This window comes from Leclercia sp. UBA5958 (genome assembly GCF_002430365.1).
Taxonomy (GTDB): domain Bacteria; phylum Pseudomonadota; class Gammaproteobacteria; order Enterobacterales; family Enterobacteriaceae; genus Enterobacter; species Enterobacter pneumoniae.
Genome location: NZ_DJCE01000007.1, coordinates 774,859 through 800,147, shown reverse-complemented (window position 1 = coordinate 800,147; position 25,289 = coordinate 774,859). Strand labels below are relative to the sequence as shown.

Sequence of the window (25,289 nt, the reverse complement as noted above, 5' to 3'; positions counted from 1 at the left end):
CCCCCCCTCACCGCCATATTTGAGAAAGAGCTCGTACGAAAGTACGGGCTTTTTTTTCGTATCTTGCACCCCAGCGGGGGTTCTCATTCCCCCCCTCCCAAAAAAACAAAGCCCGGTTTCCCGGGCCTTGAACAGAACAGCGAACTCAGTAATACGCATTCAGCGTTCGCTGACACAAAGCCGATCGTACGCAATCGTCTTTTGTGAAGCGGACAATACCCACCATCTCATCTTCCTCAAAACGTGCCAGCGCATCGCTTAATCCCGACGGAACGCCCGCCGGCAAATCGCACTGCGTAATATCACCGTTAACGATGACCGTCACGTTCTCCCCGAGGCGCGTTAAAAACATCTTCATTTGCGCAGCGGTCACGTTCTGAGCCTCGTCGAGAATCACAACCGCATTTTCAAATGTACGTCCGCGCATATAGGCGAACGGCGCGATTTCTACCTTGCCAATTTCTGGTCGTAGGCAGTACTGCATAAAGGAAGCGCCCAACCGTTTAACGAGCACGTCGTAAACCGGACGGAAGTAAGGCGCAAACTTCTCCGAGATATCGCCTGGCAGGAAGCCCAGGTCTTCATCGGCCTGCAGCACAGGACGAGTAACAATAATCTTGTCTACGTCCTTATGGATCAGAGCCTCCGCCGCTTTGGCGGCGCTTATCCAGGTTTTACCGCATCCGGCTTCGCCAGTTGCAAAGATAAGCGATTTTCTCTCAATAGCATTCAGGTACTGCGCCTGAGCGTCATTGCGTGCCACAACAGGAGTAAGATCACGGCTGTCCCTTGCCATGCCAATTGCTTCAACGCCACTCATCTGCACAAGCGAGGTGACCGATTCTTCTTCACGCTGTTTATGGCTGCGTGAATCTCGTCTCAGCACACGTTTTGCTTCACGACGAGCTTTGATCACTGCTTTTTGTCTTCCCATGGATAGCACCTTGAGTTGTTGGTATTCATCACACACGCCGTTGCCGGCGCGATTATGCGCACAAACATCTGAGGTTTGGCTTCCTTTTAAGCCATAGCTTGCCTGGTTGTTGGAAATTGCCGAACGGCTACGCGCACCGTTCGGCACGTGGGAAAAATCATGATTTACGTTGGTGGGGGCGTTTTTTGTGGTGAAGAAATCGCTGTCGGAGTCTAAGCCTCCGCGTCGGGTGCTGCGGTTATTGCGTTTACCTTGTCCAGTACAGGACCCTACCATTCGCGATCTCCATAGTGAAAGACATCACTGCCGGGATTTACCGCTTTCCTAGAATAAGTACATCAGGATTTAAAACAAATGCAACATTTATTTTACCTGAATGCAACTTTCAGAGTCGCCCTGCAGCAGACCACAGTGTCATTCAGAATTATTACAAAATTATAACATCAGGAAGATCATAGTAAAAAAAGCTCTCCCGCACCACGATGCGGGAGAGTTATTCAGGCTTCGAGTAAACCCTGAGCAAGGTAGTGATTTTTATCCAGGGCGCCCGGTAACGCGAAGAAATAGCCGCCGCCAATGGGCTTTACATACTCTTCCAGCGCTTCGCCATTTAGCCGCTTTTGTACGGTTAAAAAGCCTTTATTCAGGTCGTGCTGGTAACAGACAAACAGCAGCCCCATGTCCAGTTGCCCCGAATTGGTCACGCCCAGCGAGTAGCTGTATCCCCTGCGCATCATCAGGCTGGAGGCGGTCTCTTTGGTGCGAGGATTGGCGAGACGAATATGGCTATCGAGGGCGATAGTCTCCCCGTCGGGATCGCGGGCGTAGTCCGGCACATCGTGCTCGTTTTTCATTCCCAGCGGCGCCCCGCTCTGTTTGTCGCGGCCAAAAATGGTCTGCTGCTCTTTCAGCGGCGTACGATCCCAGAACTCCACATGGAACTGAATGATACGCACCGCCTGATAGCTGCCGCCTACGGCCCAGGCCGGTTCGCCCTGATCCGCTGTGACCCATACCACCTCGTTCATCAGCACATTGTCGCTGCTGTCGGGGTTGGCAGTCCCGTCTTTAAAACCGAGCAGGTTAACCGGCGTCTCTTTGCCTTTACTGCGCGCCGCGTGATCGGAGATAAACCCTTCCCGTTTCCAGCGCACGCTCAGCAGGTCCGGAGTATGTTTGATCACATCGCGCAACGCGTGGATCACCGTGTCCTGGGTGTTGGCGCAAATTTGCAGCAGGACATCACCATGACAGAGGGCGGCATCCAGCGAATCGTTCGGGAAGCGCGCCATTTTTTGCAGCGCCTTAGGCTTCAGCTTTTGCAAACCAAAGCGTGCATCAAACAGCGATTCGCCCAGCGAGACGGTAATGGTCAGATTATCCGGGGCAATATAGGCCCCCAGAATACCGGAATCCATGGGCGGCAGGCGTGTATTCTGGGTATCGGGGGCCGGGCCGCCCGTCGTCAGGAAGTCGATACGGGCCGTTAACAGCCGGAACAGACGCTCCAGATCGGCTTTATCGCTGGCCAGAACATCAAAAGCCACCAGCATCATCGATGCCTGCTGCGGCGTAAGAATACCCGCCTGATGTTTACCGAAGAACGGCTGCGTCTCCATGCGTGCATCCGGGGAGAGCGTCCCCGGCGCGCTTTGCGGTTTTGCCGCATGCGCTACCGGGCAACCCCCTGCCAGAGCGAGCGCGCCGCCAAGCGCGCCGACCCCTTTTAACAACCGACGCCGCGAAGGCTGGGCAACGTCGTACTCATCGTGCTTGTTCATGATGCTTAATCCAGACCCAGCACGCCGCGCAGTTGAGCCAGATCTTCCGCCAGAGTCGTAATCGGTCCTTTCAGGGCATTACGATCCGCCTCGGTCAGCTTTTCATAGGTCTCGTAGCCGTCTTTGGTGCGGTATTTCGCCAGAATGGTGTTCACTTTTTTGAAGTTGGCATCCACTTTCGTCAGGAGTGCGCTGTTCTCTTTTTGCAACTGAGGACGCAGCAGGTCGACAATCTTCTGCGCGCCTTCCACGTTCGCCTGGAAGTCCCAGAGGTCGGTATGGCTGTAACGATCTTCTTCACCGCTGATTTTGCTGGCGGCAACTTCTTCAATCAGGCCTGCCGCGCCGCCCACCACTTTAGAGGGCGGGAATGCCAGCTCGCTAATGCGTTTTTGCAGCTCCAGCACATCGCTATTGAGTTGATCGGCATAGTGCTCCATCCCTTTCGTGCTGTTATCGCCAAACAGCGCCTTTTCCAGACGGTGGAAGCCGGTGAATTTCGGATCGGCCGCTTTTTGCTCGTAATCATCTTCACGGGCGTCGATGCTGCCGTCGAGGTCGGAGAAGAGCTCAGCGATAGGTTCAATACGTTCGTAATGCTGACGGGTAGGCGCATACAGCGATTTGGCCTTTTCGATATCGCCCGCTTTCACCGCATCGGTGAAGGCTTTGGTCCCGGCGACCAGGTCGGCGGTCTCTTTCGTCACATAAGCTTTGTAGGCGGTGATGGCGTCGCCCAGGCTTAGTAAGGCCTCCCCTTTCGCCGCCTCGGCAGTGGCACCGCCTTTAACAATCAGCTTGCCTTTCGGGTTGGTCAGCAGGCCACAGGTCATCTCATACTCACCCGGCTCCAGGTTGGCCGTCATCTTCTGGCTAAAGCCTGGGGCAATGTTCTCACGCTCTTCCACAACCATCACCCCTTTCAGGATCTCCCACTCCAGCGCTTTCTGGCTATGGTTCTGAATGAGGAACTGGGTCTTGCCGCTATTGACCGTGAGGGTCATCGGCTCACACTGCTTGTCATTGACGGTGACTTTCACCTGTGGAATATCGGCAGCCTGCACATAAAACGCAGAGGACAACAGCGCGGCAATACCTGCCTGTAACGCGGTACGACGAAATTGAATAGCCATGACCCTTCCCGTTAATAAGTATGTTGTAACTAAATAAAGCACGTTACAGCGCAGTCCGCGTCGGTTGCGTGCTGGGGCGTGATGGCATGAAAAACAGCACCAGCGCCGGAATAAGATAGATAAAATAGATCGCCACTTCGCTGACGCTCGGCGTCTCCTGATAACCGAAGATGCCTTCAAGGAGCGTTCCCGCCAGTGAGTGGGTAGAGAGGATAGTGCTCAGGTCAAAAGCCACATCCTGGAAGTGATTCCACAGCCCGGCCTCGTGGAAAGCGCGGATAGCGCCCGCTGCCAGCCCGGCGGCCACCAGCAGGATAAACAGGCTGGTCCATTTGAAAAAAGCGCCGAGGTTGAGACGCACGCCGCCCCAGTAGAGAAGAAAACCGAGCACCACGGCGGTCGCCAGCCCCAGTACCGCGCCAAGCGGCGGCCAGATACCTACGTCCTGCTGGAATGCCGCCAGCAAGAAAAAGACCGACTCCAGCCCTTCGCGGGCGACGGCGAAAAAGACCATCATGATCAGCGCCCAGCCGTGATGATTGCCTTTCTGCAGGGCGCTATCAACCGCCTGCTCCAGCTGAACTTTGACGTTACGGGACACTTTACGCATCCAGAACACCATCCAGGTGAGGATCACCACGGCAATTACCGCCACGATGCCTTCGAATAACTCCTGCTCTTTTTGCGGAAACTCGCCGGTGGTTTCGTTGATGGCAATGCCCAGCCCCAGGCAGAGCGCAGCGGCGAGGAAAACCCCAATCCACATCACCCCAATCCAGCGCCCGCGTTGGGTGCGTTTCAGGTAACTGGCGATAAGACTGACAATTAAGGCCGCTTCAAGGCCTTCACGTAACATAATGAGAAATGGAACAAACATGCCGACACCTTAAATGTTTATCGCCGTCAATTGATGCAAAGAAAGGTAAATTCTTGTGATAGTGATTATCATTACGGCATGAAGAAATACAAGCGAAATATGCGGCGTTTTAATGACAGGATGTAAACCCCTTGCAGGGTAATCATTACCCTGTTAACTAACGGCTTTATAAGCTCATGAATAAAAGTCCATTTACCCTTAAACGCGGCTGTGGCTAAATGTGCGCCTCGAAAACCTGCTGATTATTAAATATGTCTACTATTTTGCACTTCCTGCTGGCCCTGGTGGTTATCCTGGCGCTGGCGTGGCTGGTCAGTTTCGATCGCCGTAAAATTCGTATCCGCTATATTTTACAGCTCATCGTGATCGAAATAGCGCTGGCGTTCTTTTTCCTGCATGCCGAAAGCGGCCTGTTCATTATTAAATATGTTTCGGGCTTCTTTGAAACGCTGCTGAAATATGCCGCCGAGGGCACCAACTTTGTCTTTGGCGGTATGGGTGACAAAGGGCTGGCCTTTATCTTCCTTGGCGTGCTCTGCCCCATCGTCTTTATCTCCGCCCTGATTGGGATATTGCAACACTGGCGCATTCTGCCGATCTTTATTCGCCTGCTGGGTAGCGCGCTGGCAAAAGTGAACGGCATGGGTAAGCTGGAGTCGTTTAACGCGATCAGCTCTCTTACTCTCGGCCAGTCAGAAAACTTCATTGCTTATAAAGGGGTGTTAGGCGATCTCTCCTCCCGTCGTCTGTTCACGATGGCGGCCACGGCCATGTCGACCGTCTCGCTCTCGATCGTGGGCGCCTATATGACGATGCTGGAGGCCAAATATGTGGTGGCGGCGCTGATTCTGAATATGTTCAGCACCTTTATCATTCTGTCGGTCATTAATCCGACGCGCCCGGAAGCTGAGCCGGATATTAAGCTGGAAAAGATGCACGAATCCCAGAGTTTCTTCGAAATGCTCGGAGAGTATATTCTGGCCGGCTTTAAAGTGGCGATGATTATTCTGGCGATGCTGATTGGCTTTATTGCATTGATTAGCGCCGTCAACGCCCTCTTCTCCAGCATCTTTGGTTTAAGCTTCCAGCAGATCCTGGGCTATGTGTTTTATCCTCTGGCCTGGCTGGTAGGCATCCCGCTCAGCGATGCGTTGCACGCAGGCGGTATTATGGCCACCAAGCTGGTGGCGAACGAATTTGTGGCGATGATCGAGCTGCAAAAAATTGCCGCAGAGATGACGCCGCGCGGGCTGGGCATTTTGTCGGTGTTCCTGGTTTCGTTCGCCAACTTTGCCTCTATCGGTATCGTCGCCGGGGCAATTAAAGGGCTGAACGAGCAGCAGGGCAACGTGGTATCACGCTTCGGCCTGCGCCTGGTCTACGGTGCGACGCTGGTGAGCTTGCTCTCGGCGAGCTTTGCCGGCCTGGTGCTGTAAGTCATGACGGCGGGGTATCCCGCCGTTTTTCGTTAAAACTGGACGCACACCGGCTGGTCAATACGCATCACTGACTCCTGGGCGAAGCGTGATTTATAAATCCCCCGCAGTGCCTCAATATTCTTCTCACTCTGCGCGTCTTTACCGTGAATCAGCATCAGCGCCTTGCTCGGCTCCCGCGCCACTTTCCCGTCGTTCCCCAGCCATTGCCCACGTGCATCAAACACCGTTAAGCCATCACGAAAACGTGGAGTAACGTCCTGATCGACAAACTGTTGCCACTCCGCACCGGTAATCTCTGCCCCTGCCGGGCGGTTAAGCCCGAAATAGAGCGTGGTTTGCTGCATCTGGTTATCGGCTTTACATTCCGCTACCGCCGCGTGTTGCGACGGTGCGCTGCAGCCAGCCAGCAGTAAAAGTGCGCCTGCCATTAACCCTGTTTTGAACATCATGGTTGCTATCCTCATTGTTATAAGCCCCGAGATATCAACGTAAAACAGAAAATTTAGCAATAAAAAAGCCGGGCGTACCCGGCTTAGAGAGCGTGCGTCAGGCTTATTCCGCCTGCAGCTTAACCGGCGGTGCCGTGTGGTAATGGGCATCCGCTTCAGCAAAGCGTTTCTGCATGGCCGCAGATGGCGCTTTGCCCAGCAAGCTAAAGATCACAATACCCAGGCTGGCGAAGATAAAGCCCGGGATGATTTCGTACAGGCCCAGCCAGGCGAACTGTTTCCAGACGATAACGGTAACCGCACCGATGATCATCCCCGCCAGCGCGCCGTTACGGGTCATACGCGACCAGAGTACGGAGAAGAGGACTACCGGGCCGAAAGCGGCACCAAAGCCCGCCCAGGCGTAGCTCACCAGACCCAGTACGCGGTTATCCGGATTTGCCGCCAGCGCAATGGCAATAAGCGCCACCACCAGCACCATAAAGCGCCCTACCCATACCAGCTCTTTCTGACTTGCCCCTTTACGCAGGAAAGCCTTATAGAGATCTTCAGTAATGGCGCTGGAGCAGACCAGAAGCTGGCAGCTCAGGGTGGACATCACCGCGGCCAGAATAGCGGACAGTAAAATACCGGCAATCCATGGGTTAAAGAGGATCTGCGCCAGCTCAATGAACACGCGTTCGGCGTTCTGGTTCACCGCGCCCGCCTGCGCCGGATTGTTATTGAAGTAAGCGATACCGAAGAAGCCTACTGCACAGGCACCCGCCAGGCAGAGAATCATCCAGGTCATGCTGATACGACGCGCATGCACGATGGTGTGGTGAGAATCCGCCGCCATAAAGCGCGCCAGAATGTGTGGCTGACCGAAATAGCCCAGCCCCCAGCCCATCAGGGAGACGATAGCGACGAAGTTAAGCCCTTTCAGCATATCGACGTTTTCAATGCTTTTTTGCTTAATCACTTCCAGCGAATCGCCAAACCCACCCACGGTGATAATCACAATGACCGGCGTCAGGATCAGGGCGAAGATCATCAGGCTCGCCTGCACGGTATCAGTCCAGCTGACGGCCAGGAACCCACCGACAAAGGTATAGAGGATGGTCGCTGCGGCACCGGCCCACAGCGCGGTTTCATAGCTCATACCGAAGGTGCTTTCAAACAGACGCGCACCGGCCACAATGCCGGAAGCGCAATAGATGGTGAAGAACACTAAAATTACCACCGCCGAGATGATGCGCAGCACGCGGCTGTTATCTTCGAAGCGGCCAGTGAAGTAATCTGGCAGGGTTAGCGCATTATTGTTGGCTTCGGTATGCACGCGCAGACGGCCCGCCACCAGTTTCCAGTTGATCCAGGCCCCGACGGTCAAACCAATCGCGATCCAGCTTTCTGAAATACCAGAGATGAAGATGGCGCCCGGCAGGCCCATCAGCAGCCAGCCGCTCATGTCGGAGGCGCCCGCTGAGAGTGCTGTCACCATCGGCCCTAAACTGCGGCCACCTAAAATATAATCATCAAAGCTATTGGTAGATCGCCAGGCCAGGAAGCCAATAAGGATCATGCCAAAAATATAAACGATGAAGGTCACCAGCATCGGTGTGCTTATTGCCATATAACTACTCCGCAAATGTTCTGCGACAATCATCCGGATTGTCTTGTTATTGCATCATCGGAACGTGATGATGATCTCTATTTCTGTTGGCCGCGCGTATCCTGCCGTAAGCAGTGCTCGCACACAAACGATTTAACACTGCATTTACACCGAATTCATCCCAGAATTTATAGGTCTTTCCTATAGGTTGCACTCGCTCACGCTTTTACGGGTTGCACCTTTTAAAAGTGTTAAGCACCGCATAAAAACGGGCCTTAGCCGCCGCCGGCCACCTCTTTTTTCAGCTAACCAGTCGTTAACAATCCATTCATTTTTCAGCTTGCAAGCCCTGTCACAATTAACACGGTTGCACAAAGTTGCAACATGGTGGATATTTCTCGAAACGTTAGAACATCATTAAAGAACAACAGGAGTTTTGGCATGGGCATGACCACCATGGGGGTTAAGCTGGATGACGCAACCCGCGAACGGATTAAGAGCGCGGCGACCCGCATTGACCGTACGCCGCACTGGTTAATTAAGCAGGCCATTTTTAATTATCTGGAGCGACTGGAGAGCGAAGAGGGGTTACCGGAGCTGCCAGCCCTGCTGAACGGCGCGGCTAACGAGGGCGACGAGACGGCCGACGCAGCGGAAGAGAGCTATCAGCCCTTCCTGGAGTTCGCCGAGCAGATCCTGCCGCAGTCTGTCAGCCGTGCCGCCATCACTGCCGCTTACCGCCGTGCAGAGACCGACGCCGTGCCAATGCTGCTGGAGCAGGCCCGCCTGCCCGAGCCGATCGCGACTCAGGCGCATAACCTGGCATACCAGCTGGCCGAGAAGCTGCGTAACCAGAAAACCGCCAGCGGCCGTGCCGGCATGGTGCAGAGCCTGCTGCAGGAGTTCTCCCTCTCCTCTCAGGAGGGTGTCGCCCTGATGTGCCTGGCCGAAGCGCTGCTGCGTATTCCGGACAAAGCCACCCGCGATGCCCTGATCCGCGACAAAATCAGCAACGGCAACTGGCAGTCACACATTGGCCGCAGCCCGTCGCTGTTTGTTAATGCCGCCACCTGGGGACTGCTGTTTACCGGTCGCCTGGTCTCTACCCACAACGAAGCCAGCCTCTCCCGCTCCCTTAACCGTATTATCGGTAAAAGCGGCGAACCGCTGATCCGCAAAGGCGTGGATATGGCGATGCGCCTGATGGGCGAGCAGTTTGTGACCGGCGAAACCATCGCCGAAGCGCTGGCGAACGCCCGCAAGCTGGAAGACAAAGGCTTCCGCTACTCCTACGATATGCTGGGCGAAGCGGCCCTGACCGCCGCCGATGCGCAGGCCTATATGGTCTCTTATCAGCAGGCGATCCACGCCATCGGTAAAGCCTCCAACGGGCGCGGCATTTATGAAGGCCCGGGTATCTCCATTAAGCTTTCGGCGCTGCACCCGCGCTACAGCCGCGCGCAGTACGACCGCGTGATGGAAGAGCTCTATCCCCGTCTGAAATCCCTGACCCTGCTGGCGCGGCAGTATGACATCGGCATTAACATCGACGCCGAAGAGGCCGATCGTCTGGAGATCTCATTAGATTTGCTGGAAAAACTGTGCTTTGAGCCAGAGCTGGCGGGCTGGAACGGGATCGGCTTTGTTATTCAGGCCTATCAGAAACGCTGTCCGTTCGTCATTGATTACCTGATTGACCTGGCCTCGCGCAGCCGTCGCCGCCTGATGATCCGTCTGGTGAAAGGCGCCTACTGGGATAGCGAAATCAAACGTGCCCAGATGGAAGGGCTGGAAGGCTATCCGGTTTATACCCGCAAGGTGTATACCGATGTCTCTTACCTTGCCTGTGCGAAAAAATTGCTTGGCGTGCCCAATCTGATCTACCCGCAGTTTGCGACCCACAACGCGCACACGCTGGCGGCGATTTATCAGCTGGCGGGGCAGAACTACTACCCGGGTCAGTATGAGTTCCAGTGTCTGCACGGCATGGGTGAGCCTCTGTACGAGCAGGTCACCGGTAAAGTGGCGGAAGGGAAACTCAACCGTCCATGCCGCATTTATGCTCCGGTCGGCACCCACGAAACGCTGCTGGCGTATCTGGTTCGTCGTCTGCTGGAAAACGGTGCTAACACCTCCTTCGTTAACCGTATCGCCGACACCACCCTGCCGCTGGATGAGCTGGTGGCCGATCCGGTACAGGCGGTAGAGAAGATGGCCGCGCAGGAGGGTCAGGTTGGCCTGCCGCATCCGAAAATTGCCCTGCCGCGCGATCTGTACGGCGAAGGTCGCGTCAACTCCGCGGGTCTGGACCTGGCGAACGAACACCGTCTGGCCTCCCTCTCCTCTTCCCTGCTGAACAGCGCCCTGCATAAATGGCAGGCCAAACCGATCCTCGAACAGCCGGTGGCTGACGGTGATATGCAGCCGGTGCTCAACCCGGCAGAGCCAAAAGATATTGTTGGCTATGTGCGTGAAGCCACCGAAGAGGAAGTTAACCAGGCGCTGGATAGCGCAGTGAATAACGCCCCGATCTGGTTCGCCACCCCGCCGCAGGAACGTGCCGCCATTCTGGAGCGCGCCGCGGTGCTGATGGAAGACCAGATGCAGCAACTGATTGGCATCCTGGTGCGCGAAGCGGGCAAGAGCTTCAGTAATGCTATCGCCGAAGTGCGTGAGGCGGTCGATTTCCTGCACTACTATGCAGGCCAGGTGCGCGATGATTTCGATAACGAAACGCACCGTCCTCTGGGGCCGGTCGTCTGTATCAGCCCGTGGAACTTCCCGCTGGCGATCTTCGCCGGCCAGATTGCCGCCGCGCTGGCCGCAGGCAATAGCGTCCTGGCAAAACCGGCTGAGCAAACCCCGCTGATTGCGGCCCAGGGCATCTCTATACTGCTGGAAGCGGGCGTGCCGCCGGGCGTGGTGCAGCTGTTGCCAGGACGCGGTGAAACCGTCGGTGCTCAGCTCACCGCCGACACCCGGGTGCGCGGCGTGATGTTTACCGGCTCCACTGAAGTGGCCTCGATGCTGCAACGCAACATTGCTACCCGTCTTGACGCACAGGGCCGCCCGACGCCGCTGATTGCGGAAACCGGCGGCATGAACGCCATGATTGTCGACTCTTCTGCCCTGACCGAACAGGTGGTGGTAGACGTGCTCTCCTCTGCCTTCGACAGCGCGGGTCAGCGCTGCTCCGCCCTGCGAGTTCTCTGCCTGCAGGACGACATTGCCGACCATACGCTGAAAATGTTGCGTGGTGCGATGGCCGAGTGCCGCATGGGCAACCCGGGTCGTCTCACCACCGATATCGGGCCGGTCATCGATGCCGAAGCGAAAGCCAACATTGAAAATCACATTCAGGCGATGCGTGCTAAAGGCCGCCCGGTCTACCAGGCCGTCCGTGAAAATAGTGACGACGCTCGTGAGTGGAAAACCGGTACCTTCGTGGCACCGACCCTGATTGAGCTCGCCAGCTTCGATGAGCTGAAAAAAGAGGTCTTCGGCCCGGTGCTGCACGTGGTGCGCTACAGCCGTAATAACCTTGCCGCGCTGATTGAACAGATCAACGCCTCCGGCTACGGTCTGACCCTGGGCGTGCATACCCGTATCGACGAAACTATTGCGCAGGTGACGGGCAGCGCCAAAGTGGGCAACCTGTACGTCAACCGCAACATGGTCGGTGCCGTGGTCGGCGTGCAGCCGTTTGGTGGTGAAGGCCTGTCGGGTACCGGTCCGAAAGCCGGTGGCCCAATGTACCTTTATCGTCTGCTGGCGAACCGCCCGGAGAACGCACTGGGTGTAACCCTGGCGCGTCAGGATGCGCAGTACGCGGTGGACACCCAGGTGAAAACCGTCCTTACCCGTCCGCTGGAGGCGCTGGCAGCCTGGGCAGAGAAACGCCCGGAACTGCATGCCCTGTGCCTGCAATATGGCGAGCTGGCGCAGGCCGGTACGCAGCGTCTGCTTCCGGGCCCAACCGGCGAGCGCAACACCTGGACGCTGATGCCGCGTGAGCGTGTGCTCTGTGTGGCGGATAACGAGCAGGATGCCCTGGTCCAGCTGGCCGGTGCGCTGGCAACGGGTTGTGAAGTGCTGTGGCCAGAAGATGGCCTGCACCGCGACCTGGCCAAACAGCTGCCTAAGGCGGTCAGCGAGCGGATCCACTTTGCAAAACAAGAGGAGCTGGCCCGCCAGCCGTTCGATGCGGTGATTTACCACGGCGACTCTGACCAGCTGCGGGAACTGTGCGAAGAGGTTGCGGCCCGCGAGGGGGCGATTGTTTCAGTGCAGGGCTTCGCCCGCGGTGAAACGAATCTGCTGCTGGAGCGTCTGTACGTTGAGCGTTCGCTCAGCGTCAACACCGCCGCAGCCGGGGGCAACGCAAGCCTGATGACAATCGGTTAACGCTATGCTAATAAAAGCTCCGGTAACGGAGCTTTTTTCGTTTTAGGCCCTGGGAGAAAACATGAAATCTTTACTGATCGCCGGCACCGCGTTGCTGTTAAGCGCCAGTGCGCTGGCGGATGAGTGCGCAAACGCGACGACGCAACTGGATCTGAATATCTGCACGGCAAAACAGTATCAGGAAGCGGATAGTAAGTTGAACCAGACATACCAGGCAGCAATGAAGCGTGCGGCTGGCGCGCAGCAAGGGTTGCTGAAAAACGCCCAGCTGGCGTGGATTAAATTGCGCGACGCTGACTGCGCCTTTATCGGCTCTGGCACCGAGGGCGGCTCCGTACAGCCCATGATCATCAATCAGTGCCTTACCGAGAAGACCAGCGAGCGCGAAGCCATGCTCGCCAGCCTGATGCAGTGTGAAGAGGGCGATTTGAGCTGCCCGCTTCCCCCGGCCAACTAACGCACGCGGATCCCTTCGATAATCATCCGCTGCACGTTTTCGGCGGTGCGCTGGAAGAACGCCTCATCCTGTAAGGTCTTGCCCGTCACCGCCTCTACCTGCGCCGAGAAGTCAGCATAGTGCTGGGTCGCGGCCCAGATCATAAAGATCAGATGGTGCGGATCCACCGCCGCCAGTTTGCCACTGGCCACCCAGCCCGCAATAATCGCCGATTTTTCATCCACCAGCGCTTTCACGCCCCCGGTCAGCTCTTCTTTTAGCAGCGGAGCGCCCTGCAACATCTCCAGACAGAAGAGCCGGGAGGCCTGCGGGTAGTCACGCGACACTTCCAGTTTCAGGCGAATGTACTCCGAGATGGCCACCAGCGGGGTGAACTCCTCGCGAAACGCCTTCAGCGGTGCCAGCCAGACGTCAAGAATTTGGCGTAATACCGCCACGTACAGCACCTCTTTAGACGGGTAGTAATAGAGCAGATTCGTTTTCGACACCCCGGCCAGCTCAGCGACCTGTTCGAGACGAGTACCGTGGATGCCAAACTGGGAAAAGGTCTCAAGCGCCGCCGCCAGGATCGCCGCTTTCTTTGCGCTCACCGCCTGCGACCGCTTACCGGTGCCCTTCACTGCGCCTTGTGCCATGTGCTCACTCCTTTTTCTTTGCCAACAGCATAGCAAAACCCCTGACATGACACGATATTCTGCACCGCGATCGCGCATGACTGCCTGATTTATGTGCAGACTTTTTGACCGTTTAGTCCACTTTTCAAATGCCTTTTTTATCAACTTACTTTTAACACACTAATAACATTAACCTTTTCAAAACTGGCATCGCCTTTGCAAAACAGGAGTACGCGGCTGAAGAGGAGATGCAGGATGCAGCGCCACCTCTGACTTTCACCCCACACAGAGTAAGAGAGGTTTGTGATGAAAATTGGCGTATTTGTCCCTATCGGCAACAACGGCTGGCTGATCTCCACCCATGCCCCCCAGTACCTGCCGACCTTTGAGCTGAACAAAGCGATTGTGCAAAAAGCAGAGCACTACCATTTTGATTTTGCCCTCTCGATGATCAAGCTGCGCGGTTTTGGCGGTAAAACCGAGTTCTGGGATCACAACATGGACTCCTTCACGCTGATGGCGGGCCTTGCGGCGGTGACCACCCGCATCCAGATTTACGCGACCGCCGCGACCCTGACGCTGCCGCCGGCCATTGTGGCGCGGATGGCCTCAACCATCGACTCTATCTCCGGTGGACGCTTTGGCGTGAATCTGGTCACCGGCTGGCAGAAACCCGAATATGAGCAGATGGGGCTCTGGCCGGGCGACGAGTACTTCTCAAAACGTTACGACTACCTGACCGAATATGTCACCGTCCTGCGCGACCTGTGGGGCACGGGGAAAAGCGATTTCAAGGGCGACTACTTCACCATGAACGACTGTCGCGTCAGCCCGCAGCCGCAGGTGCCAATGAAGGTGATCTGCGCCGGACAGAGCGATGCGGGCATGGCCTTCTCCGCCGAGCATGCGGACGTTAACTTCTGCTTCGGCAAAGGGGTCAATACACCGAGTGCCTTCGCGCCGACGGCCGCTCGCATGCAGCAGGCGGCCGAGAAAACCGGGCGCCACGTGGGTTCTTACGTCCTGTTTATGGTGATTGCTGACGAAACTGACGAGGCTGCCCGGGCGAAGTGGGAACACTATAAAGCAGGGGCTGACGAAGAGGCCCTAAGCTGGCTCACCGAACAGAGCCAGAAAGACACCCGCTCCGGCACCGACACCAACGTGCGCCAGATGGCCGACCCCACCTCAGCGGTGAATATCAATATGGGCACGCTGGTTGGCTCTTACGCCAGCGTAGCGAAAATGCTGGATGAAGTCGCCAGCGTACCGGGTGCCGAAGGGGTGTTGCTTACCTTTGACGATTTCCTGATGGGCATCGAGGCCTTCGGGGAACGCATTCAGCCCCTGATGCAGTGTCGGGCGAATATCCCGGCTACCACCCGGGAGGTCGCGTAATGACAACCTTACCTGCACGCCCGGAGGCGATTACCTTTGCGCCGCAGCAGAGTGCCCTGATTGTGGTGGATATGCAGAACGCCTACGCCACCCCGGGAGGCTATCTCGATCTGGCCGGATTTGACGTCTCCACTACCCGGCCTGTGATTGAGAACATTCATACCGCCGTCACCGCCGCACGAGAAGCGGGGATGCTGATCATCTGGTTCCAGAACGGCTGGGATGAGCAGTACGTCGAGGCGGGAGGCCCCGGCTCCCCCAACTACCACAAATCGAACGCCCTGAAAACCATGCGCAAACGGCCTGAACTGCAGGGCAAGCTGCTGGCAAAAGGGAGCTGGGATTACCAGCTCGTGGATGAGCTGGTGCCTCAGCCCGGCGATATCGTGTTGCCAAAACCGCGCTATAGCGGCTTTTTCAACACCCCGCTGGACAGCATCCTGCGAAGCCGGGGCATTCGTCATCTGGTCTTTACCGGAATCGCGACCAACGTCTGCGTGGAGTCGACCCTTCGCGACGGCTTTTTCCTCGAATATTTCGGCGTTGTGCTGGAGGACGCGACCCACCAGGCGGGCCCTGCATTTGCGCAAGAGGCCGCGCTGTTCAATATCGAAACCTTTTTTGGCTGGGTCAGCGATGTCGAAAGCTTCTGCCATGCCCTTTCACCCGCCACACTTGCCCGTATCGCCTGAGGAGTCACGCCATGCCTAAATCCGTCATTATCCCGCCAGGCACCAGCACCCCCATCGCCCCGTTTGTGCCGGGCACCCTTGCCGATGGCGTGGTCTATGTCTCCGGTACCCTGCCGTTTGATAAGCAGAATAACGTGGTCTATCCCGACGACCCAAAGGGGCAAACCCGCCACGTGCTCGAGACCATCAAAAGCGTTATCGAGACGGCGGGTGGCACCCTGGAGGATGTGACCTTCAACAGCATCTTTATCACCGACTGGAAAAACTACGCCGCGATTAACGAAATTTACGCGGAGTTCTTTCCCGGCGATAAACCGGCGCGATTCTGCATTCAGTGCGGACTGGTGAAGCCGGAAGCGCTGGTTGAGATCGCCTCTGTTGCGCATATCGCTAAGTGAGGGACTGATGAAACTCTCCGTCTCACCGCCGCCCTGGGCGGGCGCGCCAGTCGTGGTAATGATTTCGGGGCTCGGGGGCAGCGCCAGCTACTGGCTGCCTCAGCTCGCCGCCCTGGAACAGGAGTATCAGGTGGTCTGCTACGACCAGCGCGGCACGGGCAGCAATACCGCGACGCTGCCCGAGGACTACTCCCTGGCACAGATGGCCCGCGAACTGCACGAGGCACTTTTAACAGCGGGCATCTCACGCTATGCCGTGGTGGGTCACGCGCTGGGCGCCCTGGTGGGGCTGCAACTGGCCATCGACTCGCCCGAGGCCGTGAGCGCGCTGGTCTGTATCAACGGCTGGCTGACGCTTAATCCCCACACCCGACGCTGCTTCCAGATTCGCGAGCGGCTCCTGCATGCGGGCGGTGCTCAGGCGTGGGTCGAGGCCCAGCCGCTGTTTCTCTACCCGGCAGACTGGATGGCCGCCCGTGCGCCCCGTATGGAGGCGGAAGAGGCGCTGGCGCTGGCCCACTTCCAGGGCAAAACCAATCTGCTGCGCAGGCTCGCTGCCCTCAAGGCAGCCGATTTTAGCCATCAGGCTGCGCGCGTTGCCTGCCCGGTGCAGGTGATCTGTTCCGCAGACGATCTGCTGGTGCCGACGGTCTGCTCCACAGCACTGCATGCGGCCCTGCCCCGCAGCACAAAGGTGGTGATGCGCCATGGCGGCCACGCCTGCAATGTCACCGAACCCGAATCCTTTAACACTCTGCTGCTGAACGGGCTGGCCAGCCTGCTACACAGACCTGAACCCGTTTTTTAAGGAGTCGAAATGAGCGAAGCACTCAACCCCACCGCAATCAATACGCTGTTTACCCAGGCGCGCACGCACAACGGCTGGCTGCCCCAGCCGGTGAGTGACGAGACCCTGCGCGAGATCTATGCGCTGCTGAAATGGGGGCCCACCTCCGCTAACTGTTCTCCGGCGCGCTTCGTGTTTATCCGTACGCCGGAGGGCAAAGAGAAGCTGCGCCCCGCGCTCTCCAGCGGCAACCTGGAAAAGACGCTTACCGCTCCGGTGACGGCCATCGTCGCCTGGGACAGCACGTTCTATGATCGCCTGCCTGCGCTGTTTCCGCACGGCGATGCGCGAAGCTGGTTTACCTCAAGCCCGGCGCTGGCCGAGGAGACGGCGTTCCGTAATAGCGCCATGCAGGCGGCCTATCTCATTTTCGCCTGCCGGGCGCTGGGGCTGGATACCGGGCCGATGTCCGGCTTCGACCGTGAGAAGGTGGACGCCGCCTTTTTCACCGGCACCCCTCTCAAGAGCAATCTGCTCGTTAACATCGGCTATGGCGATGCCAGCAAAGTGTATGCCCGCCTGCCGCGCCTCACCTTTGAAGACGCCTGCGGGCTGGCGTAAGGAGCCATCATGACCCTTCCTGATAAAAAGACCTTTCGCGACGCCATGGCCTGCATGGGGGCGGCGGTGAATATCATCACCACTGACGGTCCTGCCGGACAGGCGGGCTTTACCGCCAGTGCGGTGTGTAGCGTCACTGACGAGCCGCCGACCCTGCTGGTGTGCCTGAACCGGGGGGCCTCGGTGTGGCCCACGTTTAGCGAAAACCGCACCCTGTGCGTGAATACCCTGAGCGCCGGACAAGAACCGCTCTCTAATCTGTTTGGCGGCAAAACGCCGATGGTGGAGCGTTTCGCCGCCGCCCGCTGGCAGAGGGGGGAGACCGGCTGCCCGCGGCTGGAAGAGGCGCTGGTGTCGTTCGATTGCCACATTAGCCAGGTGGTGAGCGTGGGCACCCACGACATTCTGTTTTGTAGCATCGTAGCTATTACGTGCCACCCCGCGCCGCAGGGGTTGGTGTGGTTTGATCGCGGCTATCACGCACTTATGCGACCGGCCTGTTAACCCTCCTGAAGGAGTTTGCTCATGGCAATGTTCGGTTTTCCCCACTGGCAGTTGAAATCGACCTCTACGGGTAGCGGCGTGGTCGCGCCGGATGAACGACTCTCGTATCCTCAGACCGCCGTGATGGGGGTGCAGCACGCGGTGGCGATGTTTGGTGCCACAGTGCTGATGCCCATCCTGATGGGGCTGGATCCGAACTTATCGATCCTGATGTCAGGCGTCGGCACCCTGCTGTTCTTCCTGATAACCGGGGGGCGGGTGCCAAGCTATCTCGGCTCCAGCGCGGCCTTTGTGGGGGTAGTGATTGCTGCCACCGGCTTTAGCGGCCAGGGGGTAAACCCCAATCTCAGCGTGGCGCTGGGGGGAATTATCGCCTGCGGGGCAGTCTATACCCTGATTGGGCTGATCGTGATGAAAAGCGGTACCCGCTGGATAGAGCGGCTCATGCCGCCGGTGGTCACGGGGGCGGTGGTGATGGCTATTGGCCTTAACCTGGCGCCGATTGCGGTGAAAGGGGTCTCTGGCTCGGCATTTGATAGCTGGATGGCGGTGATGACGGTGCTGTGCATTGGCCTGGTCGCGGTCTTTACCCGCGGCATGGTGCAACGGCTTTTGATTCTGGTGGGATTGATCATCGCCTGCCTGCTCTATGCGCTGGTCACTAACCTGCTCGGGCTGGGGAAACCGGTGGATTTTACGCTGGTACACAACGCCGCCTGGTTTGGTGTGCCGCAGCTCACCTCCCCCACGTTTAGCGGCCAGGCGATGATGCTGATTGCCCCGGTGGCAGTGATCCTGGTGGCGGAAAACCTGGGCCACCTGAAGGCGGTGGCGGGGATGACCGGGCGCAATATGGACCCGTACATGGGCCGCGCCTTTGTCGGTGACGGACTGGCGACCCTGCTTTCAGGCTCGGTGGGCGGCAGCGGCGTGACCACCTATGCCGAGAACATTGGCGTGATGGCGGTGACAAAAGTCTACTCTACGCTGGTGTTTGTGGCCGCGGCGGTGATTGCCCTGCTGCTGGGCTTCTCGCCGAAGTTTGGCGCGCTGATCCACACCATTCCTGCTCCGGTGATTGGCGGCGCCTCGATCGTGGTGTTTGGCCTGATTGCCGTGGCGGGAGCGCGCATCTGGGTGCAAAACCATGTCGATCTGAGTCAGAACGGGAATCTGATCATGGTGGCGGTGACGCTGGTACTGGGGGCGGGAGATTTTGCCCTGTCGCTGGGCGGCTTTACTCTGGGCGGCATTGGCACCGCGACCTTCGGCGCAATTCTGTTGAATGCGCTGTTAAGCCGACGGGCGGCAGCCGTCCCCCAGGGGGAGGTTGTCGGGCAGGACAGTTAATAGCCAATGCCCCTCCGAAGAGGGGCATTTCTGTTCACCACGATTTAGTCTGAGGTTAGCTCACTGGCCGCTTTACGCTTCCTTTTTAACTTCAGTTCGCTCACCAGCACACCTGCGACAATAAAGACGCCGCCAAGCAGGGCCAGGACAGGCAGTCGTTCGCCGGCGATGCGGCCAAAAATACCGGCCCAGACCGGTTCGCCGGTGTAGATGACGGTCGCACGCGTCGGGGAGACACTTTTCTGCGCCCAGTTCATGGTGACCTGAATAATGGCGCTGAATATGCCCAGACCGAGCGCAACAACAATCAGCCCCGGCGACAGCGCTGGAACGGCTTCGCCGGCAGGAACCATCGCGCCAAATGCCACCAGCGAGGCGGTAGCGAGCTGCACCACGGTGACACGTTTTACATCGACCTGTCCCGCCCACGCGCTGATAAGAATGATCTCCGCCGCAATGGCAATCGCGCCTACCAGGGTGATGATCTCACCCGGTCCTAATGCCAGCAGATTATCGCCCGGCCCGGCCAGCAGTATCAGGCCTACAAAGGCCAGCACGATGCCCACACAGGACATTACTCCCGGTATTCTGCCGAGGCATAACCATTGCAACAGTGGCACCAGCGGAACGTACATCGCCGTGATAAAGGCCGATTTACTGCTGGAGATGCTTTGTAAACCCCAGGTTTGCAGGCTGTAACCCATGGCGATCGCCACGCCAATCGCCACGCCGGCTTTGAGCTCTTTAAGCGTAAGCCCGCGCAAAGATTTCAGTGAGATCAACGCCACCGCAACCGCCGCCGTGGCGAAGCGCAGGCCGACAAAGAAAAAGGGATCGCTCCGGGTGACCGCATACTGGACGGCCAGAAACGTGCCACCCCAGAACATAGTGATGAGAATTAATAGCGCTTCTTGCGGTTTAACGGAGAAAGCATAACGAGAGGCAGACATGTAACACCAAAGACAAGGATCAATCCGCTAGTGTGCGATGTCGGTGATAACAGTTCAATGTTGCGGAGATAAAAAAACCGCCGGGCTATCCGGCGGTGGGAGCAACGTTACGGATTGCGCTATCCGTATCGTAGACTTTAGTCACTACTTGCTATTGTTACCGCTGCCGTGACTATTTTTGCCCCCTTTTTTGCCAGCTTCTGACGCACGCTGAGGGTCATTTTTGAAATTACCCCCGCTCTGCTGGCCACCTTTACGGCCTGCTGCTGATGCTCTTTCACGATCTTCTGCGAAATTACCTGACCCACCACGATGGTTAGCCATGTTCTACCTCCAGAGTTCGACATATTAGACATCATACTGCATTCAGTAAAAGAGGATTCTTTCACCTGGCGACACTTACTCAGCGAGTTTATCTGCGCCGCGTGAAACTAAGCTTAGTGGACATAGGGCATCCGGCCAGTGAATCGTAATATTCAGCAACAGGAAATCAGCCTTTCGTATGAAAATTCTTGCCGCTTACACATAAGCACCTCTTATCGTTCCGAAAATTCGATACGGCAAATATGTTTCATATTGCAACAATGCGCCTGTTCCCTTTCGCCACAATGATCTTCGGGCTGCAACGACTGAGTGAGGCGCGGCGCGCCAGCAGACCCTAACGCCGGTTATCGTCAGACCAGCGCTGCCGCACGGTGCAATGGAGTTCGATTTGTGGCCAGAGCGAATCTTAAGCGACGCTCACCTGCCCCGCAAAAGCAGCAGTGCTCAGATCAAACAACCCGCGCAATAATTTGCACTCCTGCCAGCACGTCATATCTTTAAGGTACTGCAGCGCTCGGCTGCGCGACGATAATTGAGGAGTGAAGCAAGATGGCGAAAATTCTGGTGCTCTATTATTCGATGTACGGACACGTAGAAACGATGGCGCAGGCAGTGGCGGAAGGCGCCAGAAGAATTGGGGGCGTTGAGGTAACCATTAAACGTGTACCTGAAACCATGCCCGCAGAGGTGTTTGCCAACGCAGGGGGTAAAACACAGGATACCCCGGTCGCCACCCCGCAGGAGCTGGCGGACTACGATGCGATTATCATTGGCACCCCAACGCGCTTCGGCAATATGGCCGGACAGATGCGCACTTTCCTCGATCAGACCGGGGGGCTGTGGGCCAACGGCGCGCTGCGCGGCAAAATTGCCAGCGTGTTTAGCTCAACCGGCACCGGCGGCGGCCAGGAACAGACAATTACCTCTACATGGACTACCCTTGCACATCATGGGATGGTGATTGTACCTATCGGCTACGGCTCACCGGAACTGTTTGATATTTCTCAGGTACGTGGTGGTACCCCCTACGGCGCCACGACCATTGCCGGGGGAGATGGCTCCCGCCAGCCCAGCGAGGCGGAGCTGAATATTGCCCGCTATCAGGGTGAACATGTTGCCGGCTTAGCCGTCAAACTGAAAGGTTAACCGTAAACAGGAGGACGAATATGCCAACTCAAGAAGCAAAAGCGCATCGCGTGGGCGAATGGGCGAGTTTACGTAATACATCGCCAGAAATCGCAGAGGCTATCTTTGAAGTCGCAAACTACGATGAGAAGCTGGCGGAGAAAATATGGGAAGAAGGCAGCGATGAAGTACTGGTGCGCGCCTTTGAAAAGACGGATAAAGACTCGCTGTTCTGGGGCGAGCAGACTATAGAACGGCAAAACGTCTGACAACTACCCCCCGCCAGCGCGGGGGGGACTTTTTTACTTCGCCGCGTCGTTTAATACCGCGTTGAATTTGTCGATCTGACAAAAACCATTTGCATCAATCGGGCAGCCCGTCAGCTCCAGCGTCACGCGCTGAGCCGGGGATTTCAGCGTCAGGACATCCGCGTTTCGCAGCTGTTCCGCACTCTGGTACACATACTCAATCTTCATCAGATCCCGGTTACCGTTTTTATCGTGCCAGCGCTGGAAGACGATCTTGCCGCCAATCGGCGTACGCTCGTACTGATCGTGTAGCTGATAAGGCTTAAAGTCGAGCGCCGTCAGCAGCGAGGCGATATTGGAATCATGCCCGACCAGTACCGTGATTTTCGGCGCCTTCGCCTGGTCGGTGACCAGCGCGTTATCGATATATTTCACCAGCGGTTTAGCCACATTACGTGCCACCTCTGACGAGGTGAACAGCGAATCCTGATAGCCATTTTTCAGCTTCGAAAGCAGCCGCCACTGCTGGTCGGTTTTGATTTCGCCCCACGCCACCTGATCCATCGGGAAGCCTTCGTAATACTGCAGCGTAAAGGCATCCACCAGCGAGTTCCCCACCTTCAACGGGCCCGAAACGCCCGGCTCTTTTTGGTAGTCTGCACTGAAGGTGTCTTTCGCCTCGCTCAAATCACACACCTGCTTCTCCTTACAGGAGGGGGAGTCGGCATAGTGGGTCATCTGCTCCAGCAGTTTGTAACTCTCACCAAGCTGCATTTTTTGCCGCTCGGCCTCCATCGCCTTAAGGGCTTTTTCTTTAAACGCTGGAGAGTTATCGGTAATCACCGGGTTAAAGGTCGGATCCATGGTGCCCATCTGTTCCTGATGATGGACAGGCACGTCGCAGCCCGGGAAGGCGCCGGTGATAAAGAACTGCGCAGTAGCGACCGTGCGTTGTAGGCTGTTGGCGTAGGCATAGACGTTACTGGCCGGCGGACACTCCCCAGCCTTAACCATCCCCTCGTCGGCGAGCCATTCCCGCATGTAATGGCCCATATACACTTCCAGGACGCCGCCCTTGGTGGTGAGCTGCCCGCCTGGTACATCCCACTCCGGCCACTGGCTGGGCGTGGATTGTTCGAGTACGCTGCCGTTATTGGCCAGCGGAGCACGCAGATTATGGCGGCTCATAATTAAAACCTGCTGAAGCTGATACCCTTCCGGCGCGGTTTGCGCCTGTGCCCCAGAACTGAGTGCGACGCTGCTTGCCACGGCGATCGCCAGGAGTGCTCTTTTCATCCCTTCTTCCTCTTTTTTTTACGCATCGCCTTGAGTGTGACAGGTTTATGACAGATTGCGCGGATGCGGGTCGCAAAGTGAAACGTTCGACGGTTCACGCCACGAAACGCGTTTTACGCGGTCACCCGAGTTACAACCCCGGCTTGCATCTTCATTAACGAAGGCAATATAGCGCAGACTGTGAAGAAACCGCGCCGCAGAGGTGGGATAATCTGGGCTTAGTATTCGTTAGCATGAGGCTATGATGGCGAAGTTTGAGATCATTCGCATGGGCGACGAGAGAGGCATCGGCAGTATCGTTCAGCGGAGGGGACTCTTTGGCAGAAAATCCACCTGGACGGTGAAGCCATCCCGGGACGCCAGATGTAAAGATGACTGGTTTCTTGACGAGTGGATATGCAGAGAGGACACCCGGGCGGTCTACCGGGACGATACGCCCCTCGACGCGTTTTATACGGCTCAGTACGCGTTGCAATGCGGTAAGGCGTGAGCACACTCCTCACTTTTTATGAAGGAGAGAGATAGTCGGTTTCGCTTTGTGACGGCCGTTAAACATCCCCCTTTCGCGGCATACAGAGGGGGAGTCGAGCCTGGCTGCTATTTTTGTTTTGCCGTCATGCCGTAAAACACAGCATGACGATTCGTGATAGCGATTAATTATGAGCGCGTTATCGATGCTTCTCTGTTATCGGTACGGTTTCGAACCGGATGTGCTAAGGCTAATTTATCAATCCGCATGTAATAACATGCCGTCATAAATAGTGCGACCATAAAGGGTATTTCATACAGCTCTTCAATAATATCCTGATGTTCAGGGCGATCAACGAAAAGGAAGGCGAGCACTCTTTTATGCTCAACCGTATCGGAGATGAGGAAAGAGATGAGCGCCAGGGAAAAGATAGCCACCGGGAAAGGAATATCTCTGATTTTGCGTGCTATTTCTGCCCTGAGAGCCCTGGAAAAAAGCGCAACGATCAGCGGTGCAATCCAGAGCACGGAGATGATACGGAAATAAAGATGTGGCACATCCGGGAAATATTCACGCCCCCAGCTAATGCTTCTCCCCAGCAGTACAAACCACCAGTATGCAGACCAGATCCAGAATAGCCGGGTGGGCTTACTGAGGGAGAGTGGCAACATCGCGGCCAGTGTGAATACGCCGCAAAAGAGTAACCAGAGTGCCTGATAATTTTCTATCTGACCCACCATAGAGGCATCAAATAAGGTTAAGGGAGAGAACCGTACCGCCATAAACAGTAACGGCAGCATTAAGGTGAACCAGAACGCAGGACTAAGGTTTTTGGATATTTTCATAATGTTATAACTTTGACAAAAAATTAGGGTAACTTATGAAAATGGCCATCTTTTGTTAATAGATGCTATAAAATTATCACATTTGTGCGGTTTAGCGATCATTGCTGCCGACCTGTGACAATATATAAACAAACAGACAAAATTCACCCAATCGGCAATGTCCTGTCGCCACAAAATTATGGCATCCCACAACCGTTTTTTTCAGCAACATCCTTAACGTGCATAACGCTATAGGCTGGTTATAAGATTGTATTGTTCATGTTTTTTTAATTCCCCCCAGGCGCATCCATTCAGCTCCGCTATAAAATATTCGAATAAGCTTCTCCTTCAGAAATAAAATTACTTATGGTAATTAATTATTAAGGTGTTTTTTTCTGATTAACAGGCGTGCAGGCAGGGAAAGTCAGGCGTTATTTAGTCGTTAATGTCACAAATGCCTTTTCTTATTAACCGCCTGTTAAAGCATACTCTATAAATAATGACCGTTGCTTACAGGTATACTGACAAGGTTTTGAGTATGCGAAAGCACCTCCTCTCGGCCCAGTACGTGATAGCACTGGACGTTATGTCTCTACCGCGATTTCCAGAGGCAGATGATCTCCT

23 protein-coding genes are annotated in these 25,289 nt (G+C 56.3%); 12 read left to right on the top strand and 11 right to left on the bottom strand.

The features are described from left to right. Window positions 1-145: 145 nt before the first annotated feature. From phoH to efeU, 4 genes are all read right to left on the bottom strand, one after another. Window positions 146-934, bottom strand: coding sequence for a phosphate starvation-inducible protein PhoH (gene phoH / locus B2Q93_RS13150; protein WP_040078532.1), 789 nt, complete (start codon window positions 932-934; stop codon window positions 146-148). A gap of 497 nt (window positions 935-1,431) precedes the next feature. Then, window positions 1,432-2,715: an iron uptake transporter deferrochelatase/peroxidase subunit gene (gene efeB / locus B2Q93_RS13145; protein WP_233803838.1), complete on the bottom strand. Its 1,284-nt coding sequence runs from the start codon at window positions 2,713-2,715 to the stop codon at window positions 1,432-1,434. Window positions 2,716-2,720: 5 nt separating this feature from the next. Then, the gene (gene efeO / locus B2Q93_RS13140) at window positions 2,721-3,848 is read right to left on the bottom strand and encodes an iron uptake system protein EfeO (protein ID WP_286933408.1); all 1,128 of its coding nucleotides are present in this window, start codon (window positions 3,846-3,848) and stop codon (window positions 2,721-2,723) included. Between the two features lie 43 nt (window positions 3,849-3,891). Further along, window positions 3,892-4,725 (bottom strand): iron uptake transporter permease EfeU, encoded by an 834-nt coding sequence (gene efeU, locus B2Q93_RS13135; protein WP_046886631.1) that lies wholly within the window; start codon window positions 4,723-4,725, stop codon window positions 3,892-3,894. Between the two features lie 251 nt (window positions 4,726-4,976). Here efeU and B2Q93_RS13130 point away from each other — a divergent pair, with 251 nt between their 5' ends. After that, window positions 4,977-6,161 (top strand): NupC/NupG family nucleoside CNT transporter, encoded by a 1,185-nt coding sequence (locus B2Q93_RS13130; RefSeq protein ID WP_046886632.1) that lies wholly within the window; start codon window positions 4,977-4,979, stop codon window positions 6,159-6,161. Window positions 6,162-6,193: 32 nt separating this feature from the next. Here the strand turns inward: B2Q93_RS13130 and B2Q93_RS13125 are convergent, their stop codons facing one another. Both B2Q93_RS13125 and putP read right to left on the bottom strand, forming a co-directional pair. After that, a complete protein-coding gene (locus tag B2Q93_RS13125) occupies window positions 6,194-6,613 on the bottom strand; it encodes a DUF3574 domain-containing protein (protein WP_046886633.1) in 420 nt (139 codons plus the stop codon). Between the two features lie 103 nt (window positions 6,614-6,716). Next, window positions 6,717-8,225: a sodium/proline symporter PutP gene (gene putP, locus B2Q93_RS13120; protein WP_207293447.1), complete on the bottom strand. Its 1,509-nt coding sequence runs from the start codon at window positions 8,223-8,225 to the stop codon at window positions 6,717-6,719. A gap of 420 nt (window positions 8,226-8,645) precedes the next feature. On the opposite strand from putP, the gene putA reads away from it, so the two are divergent. Continuing rightward, entirely contained in the window at window positions 8,646-12,608 is a 3,963-nt protein-coding gene (gene putA, locus B2Q93_RS13115) for a trifunctional transcriptional regulator/proline dehydrogenase/L-glutamate gamma-semialdehyde dehydrogenase (RefSeq protein ID WP_046886635.1), read from the top strand. Between the two features lie 61 nt (window positions 12,609-12,669). Further along, window positions 12,670-13,065 carry a lysozyme inhibitor LprI family protein gene (locus tag B2Q93_RS13110; protein WP_046886636.1) on the top strand — a complete coding sequence of 132 codons (396 nt, stop codon included), beginning with the start codon at window positions 12,670-12,672 and terminating at the stop codon, window positions 13,063-13,065. On the opposite strand, the gene rutR is transcribed toward B2Q93_RS13110, so the two are convergent. Next, window positions 13,062-13,700 (bottom strand): HTH-type transcriptional regulator RutR, encoded by a 639-nt coding sequence (rutR, locus tag B2Q93_RS13105; RefSeq protein ID WP_040076226.1) that lies wholly within the window; start codon window positions 13,698-13,700, stop codon window positions 13,062-13,064. The genes B2Q93_RS13110 and rutR overlap by 4 nt on opposite strands. A 285-nt stretch (window positions 13,701-13,985) precedes the next feature. Here rutR and rutA point away from each other — a divergent pair, with 285 nt between their 5' ends. The 7 genes from rutA to rutG are packed head-to-tail and all read left to right on the top strand — an operon-like array spanning window position 13,986 to window position 19,429. Next, window positions 13,986-15,077, top strand: a complete 1,092-nt coding sequence (rutA, locus tag B2Q93_RS13100) for a pyrimidine utilization protein A (RefSeq protein WP_046886637.1) — start codon at window positions 13,986-13,988, stop codon at window positions 15,075-15,077. Beyond that, a complete protein-coding gene (gene rutB, locus B2Q93_RS13095) occupies window positions 15,077-15,769 on the top strand; it encodes a pyrimidine utilization protein B (protein ID WP_040076228.1) in 693 nt (230 codons plus the stop codon). Before rutA ends, rutB begins: the two co-directional genes overlap by 1 nt. Window positions 15,770-15,780: 11 nt before the next feature. Continuing rightward, entirely contained in the window at window positions 15,781-16,167 is a 387-nt protein-coding gene (gene rutC, locus B2Q93_RS13090; RefSeq protein ID WP_040076230.1) for a pyrimidine utilization protein C, read from the top strand. Between the two features lie 7 nt (window positions 16,168-16,174). Next, the gene (rutD, locus tag B2Q93_RS13085; protein ID WP_046886638.1) at window positions 16,175-16,975 is read left to right on the top strand and encodes a pyrimidine utilization protein D; all 801 of its coding nucleotides are present in this window, start codon (window positions 16,175-16,177) and stop codon (window positions 16,973-16,975) included. Between the two features lie 9 nt (window positions 16,976-16,984). Continuing rightward, complete coding sequence (locus B2Q93_RS13080) at window positions 16,985-17,575, top strand: malonic semialdehyde reductase (RefSeq protein WP_212477595.1); 591 nt, start codon at window positions 16,985-16,987, stop codon at window positions 17,573-17,575. Between the two features lie 9 nt (window positions 17,576-17,584). Further along, window positions 17,585-18,079 (top strand): NADH-dependent FMN reductase RutF, encoded by a 495-nt coding sequence (gene rutF / locus B2Q93_RS13075; protein WP_286933404.1) that lies wholly within the window; start codon window positions 17,585-17,587, stop codon window positions 18,077-18,079. 21 nt (window positions 18,080-18,100) lie between these two features. After that, a complete protein-coding gene (rutG, locus tag B2Q93_RS13070) occupies window positions 18,101-19,429 on the top strand; it encodes a pyrimidine utilization transport protein G (protein ID WP_286777835.1) in 1,329 nt (442 codons plus the stop codon). A 44-nt stretch (window positions 19,430-19,473) separates the two neighbouring features. Here rutG and B2Q93_RS13065 read toward each other — a convergent pair whose 3' ends face one another. Both B2Q93_RS13065 and B2Q93_RS13060 read right to left on the bottom strand, forming a co-directional pair. Then, window positions 19,474-20,379, bottom strand: coding sequence for a DMT family transporter (locus tag B2Q93_RS13065; RefSeq protein ID WP_286933402.1), 906 nt, complete (start codon window positions 20,377-20,379; stop codon window positions 19,474-19,476). Window positions 20,380-20,523: 144 nt separating this feature from the next. Further along, window positions 20,524-20,703 (bottom strand): general stress protein, encoded by a 180-nt coding sequence (locus tag B2Q93_RS13060; protein WP_040076236.1) that lies wholly within the window; start codon window positions 20,701-20,703, stop codon window positions 20,524-20,526. A gap of 549 nt (window positions 20,704-21,252) precedes the next feature. Between B2Q93_RS13060 and wrbA the strand changes: the two genes are divergently transcribed. Beyond that, window positions 21,253-21,849 (top strand): NAD(P)H:quinone oxidoreductase, encoded by a 597-nt coding sequence (wrbA, locus tag B2Q93_RS13055; protein ID WP_040076237.1) that lies wholly within the window; start codon window positions 21,253-21,255, stop codon window positions 21,847-21,849. 20 nt (window positions 21,850-21,869) lie between these two features. Continuing rightward, window positions 21,870-22,097 carry a YccJ family protein gene (locus tag B2Q93_RS13050; RefSeq protein WP_040076238.1) on the top strand — a complete coding sequence of 76 codons (228 nt, stop codon included), beginning with the start codon at window positions 21,870-21,872 and terminating at the stop codon, window positions 22,095-22,097. A 33-nt stretch (window positions 22,098-22,130) separates the two neighbouring features. On the opposite strand, the gene agp is transcribed toward B2Q93_RS13050, so the two are convergent. Together agp and B2Q93_RS13040 are read right to left on the bottom strand one after the other, a co-directional pair. Further along, a complete protein-coding gene (agp, locus tag B2Q93_RS13045) occupies window positions 22,131-23,372 on the bottom strand; it encodes a bifunctional glucose-1-phosphatase/inositol phosphatase (RefSeq protein WP_286933400.1) in 1,242 nt (413 codons plus the stop codon). A gap of 657 nt (window positions 23,373-24,029) precedes the next feature. After that, complete coding sequence (locus B2Q93_RS13040) at window positions 24,030-24,686, bottom strand: hypothetical protein (RefSeq protein ID WP_286933398.1); 657 nt, start codon at window positions 24,684-24,686, stop codon at window positions 24,030-24,032. Window positions 24,687-25,289: the final 603 nt, after the last annotated feature.

What these genes read in the sequence shown, in the direction of transcription:
- wrbA (WP_040076237.1), top strand. Translation starts at nt 21,253, where the DNA reads ATGGCGAAAATTCTGGTGCTCTATTATTCGATGTACGGACACGTAGAA.
- phoH (WP_040078532.1), bottom strand. Translation starts at nt 934, where the DNA reads ATGGGAAGACAAAAAGCAGTGATCAAAGCTCGTCGTGAAGCAAAACGT.
- rutD (WP_046886638.1), top strand. Translation starts at nt 16,175, where the DNA reads ATGAAACTCTCCGTCTCACCGCCGCCCTGGGCGGGCGCGCCAGTCGTG.
- rutF (WP_286933404.1), top strand. Translation starts at nt 17,585, where the DNA reads ATGACCCTTCCTGATAAAAAGACCTTTCGCGACGCCATGGCCTGCATG.
- rutA (WP_046886637.1), top strand. Translation starts at nt 13,986, where the DNA reads ATGAAAATTGGCGTATTTGTCCCTATCGGCAACAACGGCTGGCTGATC.
- efeU (WP_046886631.1), bottom strand. Translation starts at nt 4,725, where the DNA reads ATGTTTGTTCCATTTCTCATTATGTTACGTGAAGGCCTTGAAGCGGCC.
- putA (WP_046886635.1), top strand. Translation starts at nt 8,646, where the DNA reads ATGGGCATGACCACCATGGGGGTTAAGCTGGATGACGCAACCCGCGAA.
- B2Q93_RS13125 (WP_046886633.1), bottom strand. Translation starts at nt 6,613, where the DNA reads ATGATGTTCAAAACAGGGTTAATGGCAGGCGCACTTTTACTGCTGGCT.
- B2Q93_RS13110 (WP_046886636.1), top strand. Translation starts at nt 12,670, where the DNA reads ATGAAATCTTTACTGATCGCCGGCACCGCGTTGCTGTTAAGCGCCAGT.
- rutC (WP_040076230.1), top strand. Translation starts at nt 15,781, where the DNA reads ATGCCTAAATCCGTCATTATCCCGCCAGGCACCAGCACCCCCATCGCC.
- rutB (WP_040076228.1), top strand. Translation starts at nt 15,077, where the DNA reads ATGACAACCTTACCTGCACGCCCGGAGGCGATTACCTTTGCGCCGCAG.
- B2Q93_RS13050 (WP_040076238.1), top strand. Translation starts at nt 21,870, where the DNA reads ATGCCAACTCAAGAAGCAAAAGCGCATCGCGTGGGCGAATGGGCGAGT.
- B2Q93_RS13065 (WP_286933402.1), bottom strand. Translation starts at nt 20,379, where the DNA reads ATGTCTGCCTCTCGTTATGCTTTCTCCGTTAAACCGCAAGAAGCGCTA.
- B2Q93_RS13060 (WP_040076236.1), bottom strand. Translation starts at nt 20,703, where the DNA reads ATGGCTAACCATCGTGGTGGGTCAGGTAATTTCGCAGAAGATCGTGAA.
- rutG (WP_286777835.1), top strand. Translation starts at nt 18,101, where the DNA reads ATGGCAATGTTCGGTTTTCCCCACTGGCAGTTGAAATCGACCTCTACG.
- putP (WP_207293447.1), bottom strand. Translation starts at nt 8,225, where the DNA reads ATGGCAATAAGCACACCGATGCTGGTGACCTTCATCGTTTATATTTTT.
- rutR (WP_040076226.1), bottom strand. Translation starts at nt 13,700, where the DNA reads ATGGCACAAGGCGCAGTGAAGGGCACCGGTAAGCGGTCGCAGGCGGTG.
- agp (WP_286933400.1), bottom strand. Translation starts at nt 23,372, where the DNA reads ATGAAAAGAGCACTCCTGGCGATCGCCGTGGCAAGCAGCGTCGCACTC.
- B2Q93_RS13080 (WP_212477595.1), top strand. Translation starts at nt 16,985, where the DNA reads ATGAGCGAAGCACTCAACCCCACCGCAATCAATACGCTGTTTACCCAG.
- efeB (WP_233803838.1), bottom strand. Translation starts at nt 2,715, where the DNA reads ATGAACAAGCACGATGAGTACGACGTTGCCCAGCCTTCGCGGCGTCGG.
- efeO (WP_286933408.1), bottom strand. Translation starts at nt 3,848, where the DNA reads ATGGCTATTCAATTTCGTCGTACCGCGTTACAGGCAGGTATTGCCGCG.
- B2Q93_RS13130 (WP_046886632.1), top strand. Translation starts at nt 4,977, where the DNA reads ATGTCTACTATTTTGCACTTCCTGCTGGCCCTGGTGGTTATCCTGGCG.
- B2Q93_RS13040 (WP_286933398.1), bottom strand. Translation starts at nt 24,686, where the DNA reads ATGAAAATATCCAAAAACCTTAGTCCTGCGTTCTGGTTCACCTTAATG.